At 72.3% G+C, this 19,266-nt stretch carries 14 protein-coding genes; 4 read left to right on the top strand and 10 right to left on the bottom strand.

Annotated elements, in window-relative coordinates; translation table 11 throughout:
- Positions 1-84: 84 nt before the first annotated feature.
- The 4 genes from cimA to AN215_RS29970 form a co-directional block, all read right to left on the bottom strand.
- Entirely contained in the window at positions 85-1,695 is a 1,611-nt protein-coding gene (gene cimA, locus AN215_RS25800) for a citramalate synthase (RefSeq protein WP_070010767.1), read from the bottom strand.
- A 983-nt stretch (positions 1,696-2,678) separates the two neighbouring features.
- The gene (locus tag AN215_RS25795; protein ID WP_070010768.1) at positions 2,679-3,782 is read right to left on the bottom strand and encodes a branched-chain amino acid aminotransferase; all 1,104 of its coding nucleotides are present in this window, start codon (positions 3,780-3,782) and stop codon (positions 2,679-2,681) included.
- A 242-nt stretch (positions 3,783-4,024) separates the two neighbouring features.
- Positions 4,025-5,062, bottom strand: coding sequence for a 3-isopropylmalate dehydrogenase (locus AN215_RS25790; RefSeq protein ID WP_070011331.1), 1,038 nt, complete (start codon positions 5,060-5,062; stop codon positions 4,025-4,027).
- Positions 5,063-5,477: 415 nt separating this feature from the next.
- Positions 5,478-5,618, bottom strand: a complete 141-nt coding sequence (locus AN215_RS29970; RefSeq protein ID WP_171904280.1) for a hypothetical protein — start codon at positions 5,616-5,618, stop codon at positions 5,478-5,480.
- Between the two features lie 464 nt (positions 5,619-6,082).
- On the opposite strand from AN215_RS29970, the gene AN215_RS25785 reads away from it, so the two are divergent.
- Complete coding sequence (locus tag AN215_RS25785) at positions 6,083-6,790, top strand: nitroreductase family protein (protein ID WP_070010769.1); 708 nt, start codon at positions 6,083-6,085, stop codon at positions 6,788-6,790.
- A gap of 99 nt (positions 6,791-6,889) precedes the next feature.
- Here the strand turns inward: AN215_RS25785 and pruA are convergent, their stop codons facing one another.
- Together pruA and AN215_RS25775 are read right to left on the bottom strand one after the other, a co-directional pair.
- Positions 6,890-8,521, bottom strand: coding sequence for an L-glutamate gamma-semialdehyde dehydrogenase (pruA, locus tag AN215_RS25780; protein WP_070010770.1), 1,632 nt, complete (start codon positions 8,519-8,521; stop codon positions 6,890-6,892).
- Positions 8,522-8,571: 50 nt separating this feature from the next.
- Positions 8,572-9,501 carry a proline dehydrogenase family protein gene (locus AN215_RS25775; RefSeq protein ID WP_070011332.1) on the bottom strand — a complete coding sequence of 310 codons (930 nt, stop codon included), beginning with the start codon at positions 9,499-9,501 and terminating at the stop codon, positions 8,572-8,574.
- A 276-nt stretch (positions 9,502-9,777) separates the two neighbouring features.
- Between AN215_RS25775 and AN215_RS25770 the strand changes: the two genes are divergently transcribed.
- Positions 9,778-11,082 carry a PucR family transcriptional regulator gene (locus AN215_RS25770; protein WP_070031258.1) on the top strand — a complete coding sequence of 435 codons (1,305 nt, stop codon included), beginning with the start codon at positions 9,778-9,780 and terminating at the stop codon, positions 11,080-11,082.
- On the opposite strand, the gene AN215_RS25765 is transcribed toward AN215_RS25770, so the two are convergent.
- Positions 11,009-11,986: an EamA family transporter gene (locus tag AN215_RS25765; protein ID WP_079123411.1), complete on the bottom strand. Its 978-nt coding sequence runs from the start codon at positions 11,984-11,986 to the stop codon at positions 11,009-11,011. The two genes, AN215_RS25770 and AN215_RS25765, sit on opposite strands and share 74 nt — an antisense overlap.
- Before the next feature lie 68 nt (positions 11,987-12,054).
- Between AN215_RS25765 and AN215_RS25760 the strand changes: the two genes are divergently transcribed.
- Both AN215_RS25760 and AN215_RS25755 read left to right on the top strand, forming a co-directional pair.
- A complete protein-coding gene (locus AN215_RS25760; protein WP_070010771.1) occupies positions 12,055-12,924 on the top strand; it encodes a LysR family transcriptional regulator in 870 nt (289 codons plus the stop codon).
- A 176-nt stretch (positions 12,925-13,100) separates the two neighbouring features.
- The gene (locus AN215_RS25755) at positions 13,101-13,850 is read left to right on the top strand and encodes a GNAT family N-acetyltransferase (protein ID WP_070011333.1); all 750 of its coding nucleotides are present in this window, start codon (positions 13,101-13,103) and stop codon (positions 13,848-13,850) included.
- A 30-nt stretch (positions 13,851-13,880) separates the two neighbouring features.
- On the opposite strand, the gene AN215_RS25750 is transcribed toward AN215_RS25755, so the two are convergent.
- The 3 genes from AN215_RS25750 to AN215_RS25740 form a co-directional block, all read right to left on the bottom strand.
- On the bottom strand, positions 13,881-14,411 hold the full coding sequence (locus AN215_RS25750) for a DinB family protein (RefSeq protein ID WP_070010772.1): 531 nt from the start codon (positions 14,409-14,411) through the stop codon (positions 13,881-13,883).
- Between the two features lie 159 nt (positions 14,412-14,570).
- Positions 14,571-16,214 (bottom strand): phosphoglycerate dehydrogenase, encoded by a 1,644-nt coding sequence (serA, locus tag AN215_RS25745; RefSeq protein WP_070010773.1) that lies wholly within the window; start codon positions 16,212-16,214, stop codon positions 14,571-14,573.
- A gap of 206 nt (positions 16,215-16,420) precedes the next feature.
- A complete protein-coding gene (locus AN215_RS25740) occupies positions 16,421-19,192 on the bottom strand; it encodes a beta-glucosidase family protein (protein ID WP_070010774.1) in 2,772 nt (923 codons plus the stop codon).
- Positions 19,193-19,266 lie beyond the last annotated feature (74 nt).

The raw sequence follows: 19,266 nt of genomic DNA, 5'->3' as shown, positions 1-19,266 counted from the left end.
GCCGACGGGCGGCGCCGGGCTTCGGGTTGCCGGCGCCGCGCACGCTTCTGCCCCACGGCCGATGCCTCACGGCCGGCCCGTGCCTCACTCGTGTGGTTCGACGCCCGCCCGCAGCAGCCCGTACGTGTACGCGTCGTCCAGTGCCTGCCAGGACGCCGCGATGATGTTGTCCGCGACGCCCACGGTCGACCACTCCGCGCGCCCGTCGCTCATGGAGACCAGCACACGCGTCGTGGAGTCGGTTCCGTGCCCGCCTTCGAGGATGCGGACCTTGTAGTCCACGAGGGAGAGCCTGGCCAGCTCCGGGTGCAGGCGCTCCAGACCGCTGCGCAGCGCGCGGTCGAGGGCGTTGACCGGTCCGTTCCCCTCACCCGTGGCGATGATGCGCTCGCCCTTGGCCCACAGCTTGACCGTGGCCTCGTTGGCCTGGCCGCCGCCGGGGCGCTGTTCGACGATGGTCCGCCAGGACTCCAGGCGGAAGAAGCGCCGGGCGCGGCCGTGCACCTCGTCGCGGAGCAGCAGTTCGAACGAGGCGTCCGCGGCCTCGTAGGTGAAGCCCTTGAGCTCCTGCTCCTTGACGCGCTCGACGATCCGCCCGACCAGGTCCCGGTCGCCCTCCAGGTCGTAGCCGAGCTCCTTGCCCTTCAGCTCGACCGAGGCGCGCCCCGCCATGTCGGATACGAGCATCCGCATGCTGTTGCCGACGAGTTCGGGCTCGATGTGCTGGTACAGGTCCGGGTCGACCTTGATCGCGGAGGCGTGCAGCCCCGCCTTGTGCGCGAAGGCCGAGGTGCCGACGTACGGCTGGTGGGTCGAGGGCACGAGATTGACGACCTCGGCGATCGCGTGCGAGATGCGCGTCATCTCCTCCAGGGCGCCCTGCGGCAGCACCTGCTTGCCGTACTTGAGCTGCAGCGCCGCCGTCACGGGAAAGAGGTTGGCGTTGCCGACGCGCTCGCCGTAGCCGTTGGCGGTGCACTGGACGTGGGTGGCTCCCGCGTCCACGGCGGCGAGGGTGTTGGCGACGGCACAGCCGGTGTCGTCCTGCGTGTGGATGCCCAGGCGGGCGCCGGTGTCGGCGAGGACGGTGCGTACGACCGCCTGGATCTGCGCGGGGAGCATCCCGCCGTTGGTGTCGCACAGGACGACGACGTCGGCGCCGGCTTCGTGCGCCGCGCGCACGACCTCCTTCGCGTAGCGGGCGTTGGCGAGATAGCCGTCGAAGAAGTGCTCGCAGTCCACGAAGACCCGGCGTCCCTGCTCGCGCAGGTGGGCCACGGTGTCCCGGACCATCTCCAGGTTCTCCTCCAGCGAGGTGCGCAGGGCCAGCTCGACGTGCCGGTCGTGCGACTTCGCGACCAGCGTGACGACCGGGGCGCCGGACGCCACCAGTGCCTTGACCTGCGCGTCGTCGGCCGCGCGCACACCTGCCTTACGGGTCGCGCCGAAGGCCACGAGCTGCGCGTGCCGGAAATCGATCTCCTGACGGGCGCGGTCGAAGAACTCGGTGTCGCGCGGGTTGGCCCCCGGCCAGCCGCCCTCGATGAAGCCGACGCCGAACTCGTCGAGGTGACGGGCGATCGTCAGCTTGTCGGCGACGGTGAGGTTGATGCCCTCGCGCTGGGCTCCGTCGCGGAGCGTGGTGTCGAAGATGTGGAAGCTGTCGTCCGGGGCGGCCGGGGCGTCAGTGCTCATGGCTGCTGTGGCTCCTGGTGGATGCTGTGCTTCTGGGCGACGAAGGGAGATCCGCAATTCCGGGGTCCGCTTGTCCCTGGGTTGTTCCGCTGCCTTCTCGCGCCGGTCGTCCCGGCTGGGGTGGGCCGGAAACCAAAAAAACCTCTCGCGGGTGCGAGAGGTCTGGCGCGCGGGTCTGGGACACGGTGGCCGCTGCCGCACGGGTCTTCCTGCGGCAGTCGGTCACGAAGGACCGGCGCGCCTGCTGCCGATAATCATGGCGAACGAGGACACGGGGGGAGTCTTGCACAAACCGCCCCCGCGCCCGCAAGGCGTCTCACGATGCGGAAAGCGGCTTCCCGCTGGCGCGGGAGGCCCGGCCGCCCGGGCGCCAGCCCGGCGGGCATCGGCCGGTCCCGGCCCGGTCCGGCCCGGCTCGGCCCGGCCCGGCCCGGCTCGGCAAGGCAAGGCAAGGCAAGGCAAGGCAAGGGTCAGCGTCGGGCCGTCGGCGCCGGAACCCGGAGCAGCGGACAGCCGCCCGGACGCCGGGCGGCGCAAGCCGCCGTGCGGACACGGCCTGCAGCCGATCCGTCGGGTCGCAGCCCGCACCCCCGCGGCCAACAGCGCGAAGCGCGCCGACTCCCCGGCAGGCCGGACCGCGGACCGGGCCGTCGGGCGGCGGAGCCCGCCCAGCGGACAGCCGCCGGGACACGCGGCGGCATCGAGCGCGGCGACAGTCCGCCGCGCCCCACGGCCGGTGCGCGCCGGAAAAGTCGCCGGAGCCGGGGCCCGGCGTCGGGGCAGAGGCCGTCGGGGCAGAGACCGTCGGCGCCGGGACCCGGAGCAGCGGACAGCCGCCCGGACGCCGGGCGGCGCGGAGCGCGGCAATCGTCCGGCGGCGAGGGCGCCGCGCCCGGCAGAAGCCGTGCGGTGCGCAAGCACGGGCAGGGCGTCGGGCACCCCGCGCCGCGACCCACGACGAGGGCAGAGCGAGCCGCTCCCCGTCAGGCCAGGGGGCGCATCCAGTTGTGGCGGTCCTCCGCCCGGCCGGTCTGCACCGCCAGCAGCGTCTCGCGCAGCCGCATGGTGATCTCGCCGGGCTGGCCGTCGCCGACCTTCCACGCGCCGCTCGCGCACTTCGCCTCGCCGACCGGTGTGATCACCGCTGCCGTACCGCAGGCGAAGACCTCGGTGATGGTGCCGTCAGCGTTGCCCTCCCGCCAGTCGTCGACGGTCAGGCGGGCCTCCGCCGTCTCGTACCCGAGGTCGGCGGCGAGCGTGAGCAGCGAACTGCGGGTGATGCCCGGCAACAGCGTGCCGGTCAGCGACGGCGTGACGATCTTCGCGTCGGCGCCTGAGCCGTGGACGAAGTAGAGGTTCATGCCGCCCATCTCCTCGATGAAGCGGCGCTCGATCGCGTCCAACCACACGACCTGGTCGCAGCCCTGCTCGGCGGCCTCGGCCTGCGCGACGAGCGAAGCGGCGTAGTTCCCCGCGCACTTGGCCTCGCCGGTGCCGCCGGGCGCCGCCCGCACGTACTCCTGGGAGAGCCACACGGACACCGGCTGGACGCCTCCGGGGAAGTAGGAGCCGGCGGGCGAGGCGATCAGCATGAAGAGGTACTCGTTGGCCGGACGCACACCGAGCCCGACCTCCGTGGCGAACATGAAGGGCCGCAGATAGAGCGACTCCTCGCCGCTCCCCGGCACCCACTCCTTGTCCTGCCGCACGAGCAGCTCGCACGCCTCGATGAACGCCTCCTCGGGGAGCTCCGGCATGGCCAGCCGGCGGGCGCTGCGCTGGAAGCGGCGGGCGTTCGCGTCGGGACGGAAGGCGGAGACGGAGCCGTCCGGCTGCCGGTACGCCTTCAGCCCTTCGAAGATCGACTGCGCGTAGTGCAGCGTCATGTTGGCGGGATCGAGCTGCAGCGCCGCGTACGGCTGGAGCTGTGCGTCGTGCCAGCCCCGTCCCTCGGTCCACTTGATCGTGACCATGTGGTCCGTGAAATGACGGCCGAAGCCCGGGTTGGCCAGCACCGCCTCGCGCTCCGCGGCGGGCAGCGGCTGCGAGGAAGGCTTGAGGTCGAAGTCGATTCGAGGCGTCGTCATGTGAGCGCGTCCTTCACTGTGTGTCGTGGCGGACCGCGCTCCCGTACGCCCTCCGTCGTGGTGCTTGGACGTCCGAGCATTCCCTGATGCGTCAGCCCCCGCGTCCGATTATCACGCGTGGAGGTCCGCGGAGGGAGTCCGGGTGGGCGGCCCCTGGATGGATGGTGGCACCCCGACCCCTCACTGGCACAGCGGCCGGGCACCGATGCCCGGACAGGCCGCCTGCTCCGGCCTGCTCCGGGTCAGCCGGATACCGCTGCGGCCAGGGCGTCGCCGGTCTCGTCCGTCGTACGGCCGGCGGGGCGCCCGGCCAGGTCGGCCGTGACCGCCGCCTCGACGCGGGCGGCCTCGGCCCCGAGGCCGAGGTGCCGCAGCATCAGCGCGACGGAGAGCACCGTCGCCGTAGGGTCGGCCTTGCCGGTGCCCGCGATGTCGGGTGCGGAGCCGTGGACGGGCTCGAACATCGAGGGGAAGCTGCCCGTCGGGTTGATGTTCCCGGAGGCGGCGAGGCCGATGCCGCCGCTGACGGCGGCGGCCAGGTCGGTGATGATGTCGCCGAAGAGGTTGTCGGTGACGATCACGTCGAAGCGTCCGGGGTCGGAGACCAGGAAGATGGTCGCGGCGTCGACGTGCAGGTAGTCGGTGGTGACCTCGGGGTACTCCTCGCCGATCTTGTCGAAGAGGTTCTTCCACAGGTGGCCCGCGTGGACCAGCACGTTGTTCTTGTGCACCAGGGTCAGCTTCTTGCGGGGGCGCGCCTGTGCACGCTCGTACGCGTCCCGGACGACGCGCTCCACGCCGTACGCGGTGTTCACGCTGACCTCGTTGGCGACCTCGGCGGGGGTACCGGTGCGGATGCTGCCGCCGTTGCCGACGTACGGGCCCTCGGTGCCCTCGCGCACGACCACGAAGTCGATGACGGGGCGGCCGGCCAGCGGCGTCTCCGTGTTGGGGAAGAGCTGCGACGGCCGGAGATTGACGAAGTGGTCGAAGGCGAACCGCAGTTTGAGCAGCAGCCCGCGCTCCAGCACGCCGGACGGCACGCTCGGGTCGCCGATGGCTCCCAGCAGGATCGCGTCGTGCTGCTTCAGCTGCTCCAGCTCAGCGTCCGGGAGGGTCTCACCCGTGGCGTGCCAGCGGGCGGCGCCGAGGTCGTACTGCTTCGTCTCCAGCTTCACGTCCTGGGGAAGGACGGCGGTCAGGACCTTCAGGCCCTGGGCCACGACCTCCTGGCCGATTCCGTCACCGGGGATCACTGCGAGGCTGATGCTGCGAGACATGGCAGCGACCATAACCTCTGATCCCAGGGGATGACACAACCCGTCCACATCACGGACGCCCGTCGGCAGGGCCCGCTTGTCACTGTCTCCGGTGACGGGCGCCTCGGCGACGGCGAACTGACCGGCATGGCCACCACCGTCGTGGCGGCCGGATACTCGACGGTCTGCGACACCGTGTCCGCCGGGACGCTCCGACTGCTGACCGAGGGACGGCTGCGGGACCGGCGTCGGCCGGTTCCGGCCAGGGCGCCGCACTGGCCCGTGCCGAGGTCGGCGCCGCACTGTGCGCACTGGCGCGGCGGCTGCCGGGACTACGGCTTCAGGGAACGGCCGAGGACGTCCCATGGGCCCGGGGCGGTGCCGATTCCGGGCCCACGTCGCTCAGCGTCGAATGGTGATCGGCGGGGCCTGGGCCTCAGTGGCCCGTGGCGCCGCCGTTGTCGCGGCGGTCGAGGGCGCGCTGGAGGGCGGCCGCTGCGTTCCGGCGGTCGGCGTCGCGGTTGATACGGGCCGTGCGGGCGGTGTGCCGTGCGCGGCGGCGGGCGGTCTCATCCATGATCAGCAACTCCTTGTGCACGCAAAGGCTTCAAGAAGGGAAGGTGGGGGCTGGTGATGCCGGATCGGGCGGGGGCGGAGCGGTGCGTCAGGGATCACCTGCGCTCGTGCACCGGGCCTCATCCGCCGTTCGCTGGATGAGCGAGACGTTCGGCTCCCTACAAAGGTAGAACCCGATCGCCGTGATGTCTCGCCAATTAGTTGGCCTTCCTACTATCTGAGACGAACACCACTCGATTCAGGCCACCGGCCGTCCGGGCACCGCCCTCGGAGCCCGCACCTCTGAGCCCGCACCTCTGAGCCTCCGGCCCGTGTGAGCGGCGAGCGGAGCACTCCCGACCGCCCGGGTCGCCATGTCCGGGACCACAACAGGGAGTTGGCGGCGGACCCGGGCAGAAGCCCGACGGGACCGCGAGCGCCAGGGACGGTGCCGCACGTCGAAGCGGAGCCCTAGACTCCGCGGCCATGACGGATGATCGGCAAGCCGAGCCCCTGCTCTTCGAGACCATGTCCACGATGCGCGCGATGCGCCGTCTCAAACCCGACCCCGTGCCGGAGGAACTGCTGGAGCGGCTCGTGCAGGCCGCCGTGTGGGCCCCCAGCGGGTCGAACCTCCAGCAGTTCCACTACGTCGTCGTCACCGACCGGGATGTGATCGCGCGGCTCGAACCGCTGTGGCGCCGGTGCGTGAACGCGTACCTCGGCTCCGCCGGCAAGGCGACGCCTCCCAGCATGGAGGAGGGCGCGTACCGGCGGATGGTCGCGGCCATCGAGCACCAGCGTGACCACTTCGCCGACACCCCCGCACTGATCGTTCCGTGCTACCGCTACGTCCAGCCGAAGGGCGACATGGACGGGCTGAAGGCCCTGCACGGATCGCTCGGCACGAGCGGGATGCTGCGGCTGATGACCAACGGCGTCTTCAGCACGATCGCGGAGACCTCCAGCGTCTACCCCGGCGTTCAGAACCTGCTGCTCGCGGCGCGCGGGCTGGGGCTGGCGGCCACGGTCACCGTCTGGCACCTGATGCTGGAGCGGGAGTGGAAGCAGGTGCTCGGCATACCCAAGGACGTGAACACCTTCGCTGTGATCCCCGTGGGCATGCCCGCGGGCAACTTCGGGCCCGTGCGCCGCCGTCCGGTGCAGGAGGTCATCCACCGCGACGGCTGGTGACACGGACCGGTGACACGGCGACCGCGCCCGTCACGTGTACGTGCGGACGTACGCGTGACGGGCGCGGTCAGGTGCTGAAGGGTTCAGCGGCTCAGCGGCTCAACCCATGTGCGGATAGCGGTAGTCGGTCGGCGCCACCTGGGTCTCCTTGATGGCTCGCGGCGACATCCAGCGCAGCAGGTTGAACTTCGAGCCCGCCTTGTCGTTGGTGCCGGAGGCACGGGCGCCGCCGAAGGGCTGCTGGCCGACGATGGAGCCGGTCGGGCGGTCGTTGAGGTAGAAGTTGCCCGCGGCGAACCGGAGTTTCTCGCTCGCCTCGGCGAGCACCGCCCGGTCCTTGGCGAGCACGGCGCCCGTCAGCGCGTACGCGGCGACGGACTCCATCTGCTCCAGCATCGTCGTCCAGTCGCCGTCCTCGTAGACGTGCACGGCGAGGATCGGGCCGAAGTACTCCTCGGAGAAGATCTCGTTGTCCGGGTCGGTGCAGGCGATCACCGTCGGCTTCACGAACCAGCCGGTGGAGTCGTCGTATTCGCCGCCGACGAGGATCTCGCAGGTGGGGTCCTGCCTCGCACGGTCGATGGCGGCCTTGTTCTTCGCGAAGGCGCGGTCGTCGATGACGGCCCCGATGAAGTTGGACAGGTCGCTGACGTCGCCCATCGCCAGGCCCTCGGTCTCGGCGAGGAGTTCGTCCTTGAGCCCTCCGTCCCACAGCGAACGCGGAATGTACGCGCGGGAGGCGGCCGAGCACTTCTGGCCCTGGTATTCGAAGGCGCCGCGCACCATCGCCGTCTTCAGCACCGCGGCGTCGGCGGTCGGGTGGGCGACGATGAAGTCCTTGCCGCCGGTCTCACCGACGATGCGCGGATAGGACCTGTAGCGCTCGATGTTCTCGCCGACCGTCCGCCACAGGTACTGGAACGTCTTCGTCGAACCGGTGAAGTGCACGCCCGCCAGGTCCGGGTGGGGCAGCGCGACCTCCGAGACGTCCTTGCCGTCGCCGGTGACGAGGTTGATGACGCCCTTGGGCATGCCTGCCTCCTCCAGCATCTCCATCAGGAGCACGGCGGAGTGCGTCTGCGTCGGGGAGGGCTTCCAGACCACGACGTTGCCCATCAGCGCGGGAGCGGTGGGCAGATTCCCGGCGATGGCGGTGAAGTTGAAGGGCGTGATCGCGTAGACGAAGCCCTCCAGCGGCCGGTGGTCCAGGCGGTTCCACACGCCCTTGGGCTGCATCGGCGGCTGCTCCGCGAGGAGTTCGCGCGCGAAGTGCACGTTGAAGCGCCAGAAGTCGATCAGTTCGCAGGGGGCGTCGATCTCGGCCTGCTGGATCGTCTTGGACTGGCCGAGCATGGTGGAGGCGGCGATCGTCTCGCGCCACGGGCCCGACAGCAGCTCGGCCGCCTTGAGGATGATCGCGGCACGGTCGTCGAAGGACATCGCACGCCATGCGGGCGCGGCCGCGAGGGCGGCGTCGATCGCGTCCTGCGCGTCCTGCCGGGTGGCGTTCGCGTAGGTGCCGATGACCTTGCTGTGATTGTGCGGCTGCACGACGTCGACGCGTGCGCCGCCGCCCATCCGCCTCTCACCGTTGATGGTCATGGGCAGATCGACCGGATTCTCGGCGAGTTCCTTGAGCTTGCGCTCCAGCCGGGAGCGCTCGGGGCTGCCGGGCGCGTAGGTGTGCACCGGCTCGTTGTACGGGGCGGGGACCTGGGTCACAGCGTCCATGGCTGCCGACTCTCCTTCTTACGAGTCCTTACGAGCACTGTCAGGGTTGTTCAGCCGCGGGTGGCGAGCGAGCGGAGGAAGAATCCGAGGTTGGCCGGACGCTCCGCGAGGCGGCGCATGAAGTATCCGTACCAGTCGGTCCCGTAGGGGACGTAAACGCGCATCCGGTGGCCCTCGGCCGCAAGCCGCAGCTGCTCGTTCTCCCGGATGCCGTAGAGCATCTGGAACTCGAACTCGTCGTGCTTGCGTCCCAGGCGCCGCGCCAGCTCCTGCGCGACCGTGACCATCCGCGGGTCGTGCGTGCCGATCATGGGATAGCCCCTGCCGGAGAGCAGGATCTTCATGCAGCGCACGTACGCACGGTCCACCTCGGTCTTCTGCTGGTGTGCGACCGACGCCGGTTCTTTGTATGCCCCCTTCACCAACCGTACGCGCGAGCCCTCCCCGGCCAGGGCGTGGCAGTCGTCCTCGGTACGGAAGAGGTAGGACTGCAGCACGGCCCCGGTCTGCGGGAAGCTGCCGCGCAGCTCGGAGAGGACGGCGAGGGTGGAGTCCACGGTGGTGTGGTCCTCCATGTCCAGCGTCACGGTGGTGCCCGCCTGGGCCGCTGCCTCCACCACCGGCCGCACGTTGGCGAGCGCGATGTCGTGGCCGCCGTCCGGCAGTGCCTGCCCGAAGGCCGACAGCTTCACCGACATCTCGGCCCGGCCGCCCAGGCCCTCGGCCGCCAGGGCGTGCGCGAGTGCGAGATAGGCGTCGCGGTTGCGCGTCGCCTCGGCGCGGTCGGTGGTGTCCTCCCCGAGGTGATCGAGCGTGACGTCGAGGCCGCGGCCGGTCAGCGACCGTACGGCCTCAAGGCACGGCGCGAGCCGCTCGCCCGCGACGAAGCGGTTCACGACGGGGCGGGTGACCGGCGCGGACGAGACGAGACGGCGGATGCCGTCACTGCGCGCCGCGGCCAGGAGCACTGGTCCGAACACGGGCACCTCCATTGGCGTTCTTCTTCCTGCTCCGGGCGTCCTGCGGCGGACCGTTCAGCCGGAAGGGAAGAGACGGAAGGACGGAGCGCCGCGGACGTCGGAAGCCACCCTGAATCTAAGGATCGCGCCATCACGGGACCATCGACAGCTGTCACGTATCCGTGTCCCAGATCTCAGACATCTGTACGAGAATGGGGGTACCGAAGCCCGTACGGCAGCGGCCGGCGGCACGGCGGGGACAGGGCGGGCAGCAACGAGCGGAACAGCGGGACGATCATGCGCGAGGACTACCAGGCACTCATCGACGAGGTCTGCGCGCTGCTGGGCACACCCGCGACTCTGGAGGGCCGCGACTTCTCGCTGATCGCCTTCGGCGCCCACGAGGGCGACGGCGACGGCGCGGAGCCGGCGCTCGACCCGGTCCGCAGGCGTTCCATCCTGGGCCGCCGCTCCAGCGCCGAGGTGCGCAGATGGTTCGAGAGCTTCGGCATCACCAGGGCGACGGGGCCCGTCCGCATCGATCCCGAACCGTCGGCCGGTGTCGAGCACGGCAGGATCTGTCTGCCCGTGCGGAACGCGGGAGTCGTCCACGGATACATCTGGCTGATGGACGACGGCGCGCTCGACCTCGCCGACCCGCGGCTGGAATCGGCCATGACGGTGGCCTCGCGGATCGGGACGCTGCTGGCGGCGGAGGCGGGGGCGGAGGCACGTACCGGCGAACTGCTGCGGGCCCTGCTCACCGCGGACGACCGTGGCGCGAGCGAGGAGGCGGCCTCCGAGCTGAGCGGACTTCTCGGCCCGGCGGCCGCGGGGCCGGTGGTGCTGCTGGCGGTGCTGCCGTGGCGGGCGGAGGACGCGGGCGGCGGGGGCGGTGGGGACGACCGTGGTACCGGGGCCGGGGGCGGTCCCGGTGGTGCTCCCCACGTCGGTACGGGCGGACCCGTACCGCAGGTGACGGCCCGGTGCGTGCTCCCCGCCACCGGGACGGGGGGAGGTACGAGTGCCGGGACGACGCCGGTGACGAGCGCGGGACCGGCGGCCGGAGAGGCGGCCGGACCGGCGGCCGGGGAGCCGGTGCTCGCGGCCCTCGTGCGGCTGCGTTCGGCCGAGGTCCTGGACCCGGCCCGCACGGCCGCGGGGCGGCTGCTCCGCGTGCCGCGCTCCCCCGCCGTCGCGGGCATCGGCTCACCCCGGCGCGGGCTGTCCGGTGCGGCGGCGGCCTGGCGGCAGGCGCTCGGCGCGGCACGGGCGGCGAGGGCCGAGCCGGAGGAGCTGGGCCCGGTCGCGGAGTGGGACGGCATCGGCCCGTACCGGCTGCTGACCGCACTGCCCGCCGGCGGCGGCGCCGACCCGGCCGCGGCGGCGCTGCTGCGCCCCGCCCACACCGAACTGGCCCGCACCGCCGAGGTGTTCCTCGACCACGCGGGCCAGGCGGGACGCACCGCGGCGGCACTCGGCATCCACCGGCAGACCCTCTACTACCGGCTCTCCCGCATCGAATCCCTCACGGGCCTCGACCTCGACGAGGGTGCCTCCCGTCTGCTGCTGCATCTGGCCCTGAAGACGGCGCGGCTGTGAACGCATCCTTCTCCTCGGCACCGCCGGCGGCGGTGCCCACGGCGACGGCGTTGGCCGTGACGATCACGGCGACGGCCAGCCAGGAGGCCAGGTCCAGGTACTGGTCGAGAACGAGCATGCCGATCAGGGCGGCGAACACCGGGTTGACGCTCATGAAGATCCCGAAGAAGCGGGCGGGGACCCGGCGCAGCGCGAGCAGGTCGGTGAGGAACGGCACCGCGGAGGACAGCACGCCCGCCACGAGCGCGCACAGCACGGCGCCGCCGGTGGGCCGGTGGAACCACAGGACGGCGGTGCCGACCGGTGCGTAGAGCAGTCCGGAGACGGCCGCGGCGGCGGCCGATCCCTCGATTCCGGGCACGCGCTCGCCCACCGCACGGTTGAGCAGGATGTAACAGCCCCAGCAGACGGCGGCCAGCAGGGCCAGACCGATGCCCGGATAGTCGGTGCTGGGCCGGGGACGGGTGAGGACCACCACGGCCGCCGCGGCTGCGAGCGCGCAGGCAAGATCGGTACGGCGGCGGGAGCCTGTCAGCGCCACGGCGAGAGGGCCGAGGAACTCCAGGGTGACCGCGAGTCCGAGCCCGATCCGGTCGATCGCCGCATAGAGGGCGAGGTTCATGGTCGCGAACACCGCGGCCAGCCCCAGCACCGGCCGCCACTGCGCGGCAGTGAACCAACGCAGCCTCGGCCGGCCGACGCCCAGCAGTACCACGGCGGCCACCCATTGGCGCACCGCCACCACTCCCACCGGCCCCAGAACCGGGAAGGCGAGCGCGGCGATCGACGCACCGGCCTGGTTGGACAGGCCGCTGCCGGCCATCAACGCCATCCCGGACAACCGGGAGGACGTGGCCTGTGAAGCGGCTGCCGCCGCCGTCCCTGCGCGAGCCTCGATTGCCATGGCATGACCATCCGCCTCACCGGTGCATACGCAAAATGCATCCACTGGCTCAGCTATACGCTGGGCGCATGGATGGACGTACGGATCTGGAACTGCGGCACCTGCGCTGCCTGGTCTCGATCGTCGACACCGGCAGCTTCACCGACGCCGCCATCGAACTGGGGGTCTCACAGGCAGCGGTCTCACGCACCCTGCTGGCACTGGAGAAGGTCCTGGGCGTGCGTCTGCTGCACCGCACCAGCCGCACCGTCACGCCGACCACTGCGGGCGTGCAGGTCCTCGCCCACGCCCGCCGCCTGCTCACCGAAGCCGACGAACTGGTCCGTCGGGCCACCACCGGTCACACTCGCCTGCACGTCGGCCACGCCTGGTCCGCCATGGGCCGGCACACCACCGAGTTCCAGCGCCGCTGGCACCACCGGTACCCGGGCGTCGAACTCCACCTGATCCGCCACAACACTCCCACCGGCGGCCTCGCCGAGGGCCTGTGCGACCTGGCCGTCCTCCGCACCGCCCCCGACACCCGCCGCTACGCCCACGCACTCGTCGGCCACGAGCGCCGCCATCTCGCGCTCGCCTCCGACGACCCATGGGTCACCCGCCGGAGCATCCGCCTGAACGAGATCCGGCAACGCACCCTGGTGGTGGACCGCCGCACCGGCACCACCACTCTGGACCTGTGGCCCGAGGGCGCCCGCCCAGCCGTGGAGTACACCCAGGACGTGGACGACTGGCTCGCCGCGATCGCCGCCGGCCGCTGCGTCGGCGTCACCCCGCAGGCCACCACCGCCCAGTACCGCCGCGACGGCATCACCTACCGCCCTGTGCGCGACGCAGAACCCGTCCCCGTCCACCTCATCTGGCGCCGGCACGATCCCCATCCCGCCACCCACGCCGCCGTGGCCCTGCTCACCGATCTCTACGGGGAAGACGCCTGACACCCGGGCGCCCGGGGCGGCGGACGCACCGGCAGGCTCAAGCAGCGCCGGGCGCAGCGGCTGGGCGCGGTGCGGATCGCGAGGAGTCCCGCGTACGGGCTCCGGTGTGTAGCGTCGGCGGGGTGACGGGCGACGACGGCCGGGACGCCGAACTGCTCGCCGTGTACGACGAGTCGATGCGGGCAGCACCCTCACGGCCGTCGGCCGGGGTGACGTACGAGGAGGACGGACCGCTCGTACGCGCCCTCGGCGGCTTCCGGGGCTTCGTCTTCGGTCCCCGGGACATCGCACTGCGCGGCGCCGGTCTGGACGCTCTGATCGCCCGCCAGCGCGACCGCTTCGCCGGGCGCGGAGAGACGGTGGAGTGGCGGCTCCACTCGCACGACGGGCCACCGGAGCTGGCGGAGCGACTGCGCGCGGCGGGCTTCGCCGCGGGCCCGGAGAAGACCGTACTCGTGGGTGAGAGCGCCGAGTTGAGCGCGGAGCCGGTGCTGCCCGAAGGGGTGGTGCTGCGCCGCGTCACGGGCGCCGGGGACATGCGCCGGATCGTCGCGCTGGAGGCCGCCGTCTGGGACATGGACCTGAGCTGGCTCGCGGGCTTCCTGAACGAGCGGGTCGCGGCGACGCCGGAGGACACGCTGGTGCTGGTCGCCGAGCACGAGCGGGAGACCGTCTGCGCCGCGTGGATGTTCCTGTGGCCGGGGAGAGGCTTCGGCGGGCTGCGCGGCGGCACGACTCTGCCCGCCTGGCGGGGCCGGGGCGTCTACCGGGCGCTGGTCGCCGAGCGTGCCCGGATCGCCGCCGCGCGAGGGGTGCCGTATCTGCAGGTCGACGCCTCGGACGACAGCCTCCCCATCCTGCGCCGGCTGGGCTTCCGCACCGTCACTGCCCTGACGCCGTACGTGTGGACGCCCCCGGGCCGCTGACAGCCTGCGGCCCGGGGGCGTGGGGCGCGCTCAGGCCCCGGTCGTGCCGTCGATCGCCTCGCGGAGGAAGTCGGCGTGGCCGTTGTGGCGTGCGTACTCGTGGATGAGGTGCAGCATCACCACCCGCAGCGAGACGTCCTCGCCCCACCGCACCTGATGGCCGGTGACGTCCAGCGACGCGGCCTCCCGCTCGATGCGGCGCGCGTGGGCGACCTCCGCCTGCCAGGCGGCGAACGCCTCGGCGCGGGTGGAGGCGCTCGCGTCGTACGCCGCCTGGAAGTCGCCCGCGTCCGACCACACCAGCGGTACGTCCTCGCCGTCGATGGTGCGCCGGAACCAGGCGCGCTCCACCTCCGCCATGTGCCGCACCAGGCCGAGCAGCGACAGCGTGGACGGCGGCGACGAGGCGCGGCGCAGCTGCTCGTCGCTCAGGCCCTCGCACTTCATGGCGAGGGTCTCGCGGTGGAAGTCGAGGTAGGCCCGCAGGGTCTCGCGCTCTCCCCCGGTCAGCGGTGGAGAGGTCCGTTCCTCGCCCGCGGCCCCGGAGGTACTCCCAGACATGTCCTGTGCCCTGCCTTTCAGTTGTGTACGGGGCCTTTCAGCTGTGTACGGGCCCGCACCGCGGGCCCTGGACAGGAGCGCGCCCGGCCCGTGTCTCCACGGCCCGGGCGCCACGCCCTTCGTATGGTCCGTCCCCGCTCAGTCGGGGAGACCGACTGCTCAGTCGGAGAGATCGACGCTGCGGGCGGACGTCGCCCCGATCTCGCCCTTGATCTCGGCGAGGACCGGAGCCGGGATGTCGTCGTCGACGGTGAGTGCCACCAGGGCCTCGCCGCCCGCCGTGGCCCGCGCCACCTGCATGCCGGCGATGTTGATGGCCGCCTCGCCGAGGATGCGGCCGACGGTGCCGACCATGCCGGGACGGTCGGCGTAGCGGAAGAAGGCCAGGTGCTCGGCGAGCGGCAGGTCCACGTCGTGCTCACCGACAGCGATGATCTTCTGCTGGTGCTTGGGCCCGGTCAGGGTGCCGGAGACCGAGACCTCCTCGCCGCTGCTGAGCGTGCCCCGCACGGTCACCATGTTGCGGTGCTCCACGGACTCGCTGGAGGTGGTCAGGCGCACCTCGACACCACGCTCCTGCGCGAAGAGCGGAGCATTGACGTAGCTCACGGTCTCGTCGACGACGTCCTCGAAGACTCCCTTGAGGGCGGAGAGTTCGAGCACCTTCACGTCGTGCTGCGTGATCTCGCCGTACACCTCGACGTCGAGCCGGACCGCGACCTCGCCCGCGAGCGCGGTGAAGATGCGGCCCAGGCCCTCGGCCAGCGGCAGCGCGGGACGTACGTCCTCGGCGATGACGCCGCCCTGGACGTTGACGGCGTCCGGCACGAGCTCGCCCGCCAGCGCCAGACGTACCGACTTGGCGACCGCGATGCCCGCCTTCTCCTGGGCCTCACCGGTGGAGGCGCCCAGGTGCGGGGTGCACACGACCTGGTCGAACTCGAAGAGCGGCGAGTCGGTGCACGGCTCGCTCGCGTAGACGTCCAGGCCCGCGCCCGCGACGCGGCCCTCCTTCAGGGCGGAGGCCAGCGCTGCCTCGTCGACGATCCCGCCACGGGCGGCGTTGACGAGGCGGACGCTCGGCTTGACCTTGTGGAGGGCGTCGTCGCCGATCAGGCCGAGAGTCTCGGGGGTCTTGGGCAAGTGGACGGTGATGAAGTCCGAGACCTCCAGGAGCTCGTCCAGGGAGAGCAGCTTGACGCCCATCTGCGCGGCCCGCGCGGGCTGTACGAACGGGTCGTAGGCGACGACCTTCATCCCGAACGCAGACATCCGCTGTGCCACCAGCACGCCGATGCGGCCGAGGCCGACGACGCCGAGGGTCTTCTCGCTCAGCTCCACGCCGGTGTACTTGCTGCGCTTCCACTCGCCGTTCTTGAGGGCGGTGTTGGCCTGCGGGATGTTGCGGGCGCTGGCGATCAGCAGTCCGCAGGCGAGCTCGGCGGCGGTGACGATGTTGGAGGTGGGGGCGTTCACCACCATCACGCCCGCCTTCGTCGCGGCCGGTACGTCGACGTTGTCGAGCCCGACGCCGGCACGGGCGATGACCTTGAGCTTCTGCGCGGCGGCCACCGCCTCGGCGTCGACCTTCGTCGCGGAGCGGACGAGGATCGCGTCGACGTCGGCGATGGCGGTGAGGAGTTCGGCCCGGTCGGCGCCGTTGCACTGCCGGATCTCGAAGTCCGGTCCGAGGGCGTCGACGGTGGCGGGCGAGAGCTCTTCGGCGATCAGTACTACGGGTTTGCTCACGTGGTCTCCAGGTTGGGGGCACCTCCCGGGCCGAAGGCCCAGGTGGAGGATCATCCTCGCTGCGGGCAGCGGCGGGGAGGCAACGGCCGCGTCCCGGCGACCGTGGACGGTGGAGGGGTCATCCCCGCGGGGCGGCGGCGGGCAGACGCACGACGCTGTGAGCCTGTGGCGCGCTCGGCTTGTTCGTGCAGTGTAGCTACGTACGCGGGGTGCGGGCTGCCCCTCCCCGTAAACGATCAGCTACGGACCGGTGCACGGCCTCAGTCATGTGCGCTGGTGCGTGCGCCGGGGCCGGAGCCTGAGCCTGAGCCGGGATCGGAAGCGGGGCCGGAGGCGGAACCCGGCCCTGGGCCCGAGCCGGAATCGGAGCCCGGCCCCGGGCCGCCGCCCGCGTGCACATTCACCGCGCCCCGCACGTCGCGGCTGGAGTGCGCCGCGAGCAGGCGGTACTCGCCCGCCGGGGTGCGCCAGGAGCGCGAGGCCTCGTCCCACACCTCGAAGGCGCGCGGCTCGACGGCGACGGCCGCCCGTACGGTCTCGCCGGGCTCCGCCTCCACGACGGTGAAGCCCGCGAGCATGCGCAGCGGCCGCTGGTGCTCCGGCCGGTCTCCCGGCGCGGAGCCACGCGGCGGTTCCAGATAGACCTGCACGACCTCGCGTGCGCGGCGGTCGCCCGTGTTCCGCACGGGCACCGTCACCTCCAGCGGCAGCCCCTCGCGCCAAGGACCGGCGGACGGCTCTCCGTAGGACCAGTCCGCGTAGCCGAGGCCGTGGCCGAAGTCGCGGGCGGGCTCGCGTCCGAGACGGTCCCAGCCGCGGTGGCCGACGTCCAGGTCGTCGGTGTAGTCGATCACGCCGTCGCGGGGGACGCCGTCGGGCACCGGCACGTCTCCGGCAGCGGCCGGAAGCGTCCACGGCAGCCGCCCGGACGGCTCGCACGCTCCGGTCAGCACATCGGCGAGCGAGCCGCCGGCCTCCTGGCCCGGCAGCCACCACCACAGCACCGCCCGTACCGCGCCCTCGTCCAGCCACGGCAGCAGTACGGGCGCGCCCGCGTTGACCACCACGACCGTACGGGGGTTTGCCTCTGCCACGCGGCGCACCAACTCGTCCTGGCGGCCGGGCAGTCCGAGCCCCTTGCGGTCCCAGCCCTCGGACTCCGCCTCCGGGTTGGTGCCCACGACGACGACCGCGGTGTCCGCCTGCCGGGCCGCCTCCACCGCCTCGGCGATCTCCTCGTCGGGGCCGGGTTCCGGAGGCAGGTGGCGCAGTTCCATCCGCGCGAAGCGGCCGAACGCCCCGAGGTCGACGGCCTGCACCGTCGCCGAGACCGTCAGCTCCAGTCCGTCCTCCCCGACGTCGACGCGGCGCACGTGGCCCTCGGGGTGGCCTGCGGACTGGTCGAGCAGGACCTCCTCGGCCACGTGGTGGGTGCTCTCGCTGAGCAGACCGCCGTCGATCTCGATGCGGTGAGCGCCGACCGGGGCCGCCTCCAGCAGGTGCTCTCCGGGCTCGTCGAGCCGCAGCCGTGCCGCAAGCCGTACGTACGCGGCGTCCTCGGGGAGTTCGCCCAGAGCGCCGTCCCAGGGGGCGGGGCGGCTGAGGGCGTACAGCTGCCGGCCGTCGACGGCGTGCACGGTGAGCTGTACGGACCCGCCGTCCAGCGCGGACGCCTCCACGAGCGGCGCGTGACGCAGCGTGCGTCCGCCCCGGTGAGCGGTGACCTTCCCCTGGACCCCGGCGGGTCCGGGGAGGCCCCTTGCCGAGGGGAACGCTTCGCGCAGCGCGTCGAGCGGGCGGCTGAGATGCGGCGGCGTGACGTGCGCACTGCCGCCGCCCTGTACGAAGGGGTCGAGGGCGTTGGCCCCGATCAGCGCGATGCGGGACGTGTCCGGAGGCAGCGGCAGCAGGCGGCCCTCGTTGCGCAGTACGACCGTGGCCCTCGCGGCGGCGCGGCGCAGCAGGGCGCGCGTGTCCGGCTGGTGCCCGGACGGCACCTCCCTGTGCGAGTCGTTCTGCAAGTCCCCGTCCGGGCCCGGGTCCCCGGTTCCTTCCGCGTCCCCTTCCGCGTCTCCCTCCGCGGGTTCCCGCAGCGCGCCGACGCGGGCCGCGAGCCGCAGGATGCGGCGCACCTTGTCGTCGACGTCCTCCACGGGCACCTCACCGGCGCGTACGGCTTCGAGCAGGGCACCGGAGCCGGACCAGGGGCCGCCCGGGCCGGGCATCACGAGGTCGAGCCCGCCCAGTGCGGAGGCAGCGGTGCTCTTCGTCGCGAGCCAGTCGCTCACCACGACTCCGTCGAACTCCCACTCCTCCTTGAGCAGTTCGCGCAGCAGCCAGCGGTGTTCGGTGGCGGGCGCGGCCTCCGCCGCCCCATCCGGCCTCTCGCCGTCCTGGGCGGAGCGCACCTCCAGACCGTTGTACGCGGCCATGACCATCCACACCCCGGCGTCCTTCACGACCCGCTCGAAGGGCGCCAGATACACCTCGCGCAGCGCGCGGACGCTCAACCGCGAGCGGTAGACGGTGCGTTCGGTCTCGGAGTCGTTGGCGACGAAGTGCTTGACGCACGCGCCCACGCCCGCGCGCTGGACCGCGGCGACGTACGGGACCGCCATGCGGCCGCTGAGCAGCGGGTCCTCCGAGAAGCACTCGAAGTGGCGTCCGGCGACCGGTGTCCGCTGCAGGTTGACCACCGGCGCCAGCACGACGTCCGCGCTCTTCGCGCGCGCCTCCGCGGCCGCGAGCGTGCCCAACTCCCCTGCCAGCGCCTCGTCCCAGGTGGCGGCAATAGCAGAGGGCGCGGGCATCTGCGCCGACGTGATGGGCTCACGCCCCCTGCCGCGCACACCGATCGGCCCGTCGGAGACCGTCAGGGCCCGCAGTCCGGCGGTCGGCAGCGGATACAGCGTCCACGTGGTCTCACCGGTGAGCACGCGCACACGCTCTTCGAGGCTCAACCTGCCCACCAGCGCGGCGAGTCGGTCGTCGGTCGGCTGCCCGGACGGATCGGGCCGGCCCGCGAGGGTCATGAACGGCTCCCGGTGTACGTCGTTGCGGCTGCCCCGGCCGCCTCACCGAGCCATCCTCCCCAGGAGCGCACGTG

Origin of the sequence: Streptomyces abyssalis, assembly GCF_001751365.1 — a bacterium.
In the GTDB taxonomy this organism is placed as follows: Bacteria; Actinomycetota; Actinomycetes; order Streptomycetales; family Streptomycetaceae; genus Streptomyces; species Streptomyces abyssalis.
Note: the sequence above shows the minus strand (reverse complement) of the source record. Positions and strands in the feature narration are given on the sequence as shown.

Excerpts from the sequence above, each read along its gene's own strand:
- cimA (WP_070010767.1), bottom strand. The coding sequence starts at position 1,695 with ATGAGCACTGACGCCCCGGCCGCCCCGGACGACAGCTTCCACATCTTC.
- AN215_RS25795 (WP_070010768.1), bottom strand. The coding sequence starts at position 3,782 with ATGACGACGCCTCGAATCGACTTCGACCTCAAGCCTTCCTCGCAGCCG.
- AN215_RS25790 (WP_070011331.1), bottom strand. The coding sequence starts at position 5,062 with ATGTCTCGCAGCATCAGCCTCGCAGTGATCCCCGGTGACGGAATCGGC.
- AN215_RS29970 (WP_171904280.1), bottom strand. The coding sequence starts at position 5,618 with ATGGATGAGACCGCCCGCCGCCGCGCACGGCACACCGCCCGCACGGCC.
- AN215_RS25785 (WP_070010769.1), top strand. The coding sequence starts at position 6,083 with ATGACGGATGATCGGCAAGCCGAGCCCCTGCTCTTCGAGACCATGTCC.
- pruA (WP_070010770.1), bottom strand. The coding sequence starts at position 8,521 with ATGGACGCTGTGACCCAGGTCCCCGCCCCGTACAACGAGCCGGTGCAC.
- AN215_RS25770 (WP_070031258.1), top strand. The coding sequence starts at position 9,778 with ATGCGCGAGGACTACCAGGCACTCATCGACGAGGTCTGCGCGCTGCTG.
- AN215_RS25765 (WP_079123411.1), bottom strand. The coding sequence starts at position 11,986 with ATGGCAATCGAGGCTCGCGCAGGGACGGCGGCGGCAGCCGCTTCACAG.
- AN215_RS25760 (WP_070010771.1), top strand. The coding sequence starts at position 12,055 with ATGGATGGACGTACGGATCTGGAACTGCGGCACCTGCGCTGCCTGGTC.
- AN215_RS25755 (WP_070011333.1), top strand. The coding sequence starts at position 13,101 with ATGCGGGCAGCACCCTCACGGCCGTCGGCCGGGGTGACGTACGAGGAG.
- AN215_RS25750 (WP_070010772.1), bottom strand. The coding sequence starts at position 14,411 with ATGTCTGGGAGTACCTCCGGGGCCGCGGGCGAGGAACGGACCTCTCCA.
- serA (WP_070010773.1), bottom strand. The coding sequence starts at position 16,214 with ATGATCCTCCACCTGGGCCTTCGGCCCGGGAGGTGCCCCCAACCTGGA.
- AN215_RS25740 (WP_070010774.1), bottom strand. The coding sequence starts at position 19,192 with ATGACCCTCGCGGGCCGGCCCGATCCGTCCGGGCAGCCGACCGACGAC.